Source organism: Streptomyces bambusae, assembly GCF_019400985.1.
GTDB classification, from domain to species: domain Bacteria; phylum Actinomycetota; class Actinomycetes; order Streptomycetales; family Streptomycetaceae; genus Streptomyces; species Streptomyces bambusae_A.
The window spans coordinates 1-1,756 of record NZ_WTFF01000605.1 but is presented as its reverse complement, the minus strand read 5'-3'; the positions used below and the strand labels follow the sequence as shown (position 1 = coordinate 1,756).

Annotated in this window: 1 protein-coding gene; it reads left to right on the top strand. The window is 77.0% G+C overall.

Going from position 1 to position 1,756, the window contains the following annotated elements; translation table 11 throughout:
• A partial coding sequence (locus GPJ59_RS35990) for an acyltransferase domain-containing protein (protein ID WP_219672324.1) occupies window positions 1-1,756 on the top strand: 1,756 nt, incomplete at both ends.

Genomic DNA, 1,756 nt, shown 5'->3' with positions numbered 1-1,756 from the left:
GCGCCGCGCTCGACCTCCGCGCCGCCGTACCCGCCGCCGACCGCGACGGACTCCTCGACGGCCTGGCCGCGCTCGCCGCCGGCGCCGAGGACCCGCGCGTCCGGCGCGGCACGAGCCGCCCCGGGGGGCTCGCGTTCCTCTTCACCGGGCAGGGCGCCCAGCGCGTCGGCATGGGCCGTGAGCTGTACGCCGCCCACCCGGTCTTCGCCGAGGCCTTCGACGCCGCCTGCTCCGCCCTCGACCGGCCCCTGGACCGGCCGCTGCACGACGTGGTCCTCGGTGGCGCGGATGTCGCGGCGGCAGCGGATGTCACGGCGGCAACGGCGGCAACGGCGGCAACGGCCGCAGCGGCCGCAACGGCCCCCGGCGGTGCGCCGGGGGCCGCCCTCCTGGACCGCACCCTCTACACCCAGGCCGGCCTGTTCGCCCTGGAGACCGCTCTGTTCCGGCTGCTGACCTCCTGGGGCCTGCGCCCGGACCACCTGCTCGGCCACTCGGTGGGGGAGCTGGCGGCCGCACACGCCGCAGGGGTGCTCGACCTCGACGACGCCGCCACCCTGGTCGCGGCCCGCGGCCGGCTGATGGAGGCCTTGCCGGACGGCGGTGCCATGGTCTCCGCGCAGGCCTCCGAGGACGAGGTCCGCGCCCTGCTGGTGCCAGGTGCCGGCATCGCCGCCGTCAACGGCCCCCGGGCCGTCGTGGTCTCCGGCGAGGGCGACGCCGTCGAGCAGGTCGCGGCCGCCCTGGAAGCGGCCGGGCACCGTACGAAGCCCCTCAACGTCAGCCACGCCTTCCACTCGCACCTCATGGAGCCGATGCTCGCCGAGTTCGGCCGGATCGCCGGCACGCTCACCTTCCGGCCGTCGGCCGTCCCCGTCGTCTCCAACGTCACCGGCCGCACCGCCGATCCCGACGAGATCCGCACCCCGGAGTACTGGGTGCGCCACGTCCGCGAGGCCGTCCGCTTCCACGACGGCATGCGCCACCTCTGGGAACGCGGCGTCCGCCGTTTCGTCGAACTCGGCCCCTCCGGGGTGCTCAGCGCCGCCGGCCAGGCCTGCCTCGGCGACGACCCCGAGGCGGTGCTGGTCCCCGTACTGCGCCGCGAGCGCCCCGAGACGCACACCGTCGCCGCCGCCCTCGGCGAGCTGTTCGTCCACGGGTCCGCTCCCGACTGGACGGCCGTCTTCGCCGGCACCGGGGCCGGGCGGCCGGCCCTGCCCACCACCGCGTTCCAGCGCACCCGCTACTGGCCCCGGCCGGGTGCCGCACCCTCCGGTGCCGCTCCGGGCACGGCCGGGTCGGACCCGGCCGCCGCCCTCCAGTACCGCGTGCGGTGGGAGCCCGTCCCGGACCCGGCGGGCGCCGAGCCCACCGGTACGTGGCTGGTCGCCGGACCGGACGCCGCCGACATCGGCCGGGTGGCCGCCGCCCTGGCCGCGCGCGGGGCCACGGCGCTCACACTGCACCTGACCGAGAGCGCCGCCCCGCATGCCGAACTCGGCACCGACAGCGGTACCGGTACCGCCGACATCACCGGTACCGACAGCGGCACGGGCACCGGCGGCAGCACCGGCACCGACGGCAGGACCGTCCCCGACACCGCCACCGAAGCCAGCAATGGCCCCAGCACCGGCGCCGGCCGCGAGCAGGCCCTGGTCTTCGGCTCCGGCTACGCCGTCAACACCGGCGTCATCGGCGGACTCGTCGGCCCCGGCGACACCGTCTTCATCGACAAGTACGACCACGCCAGCAT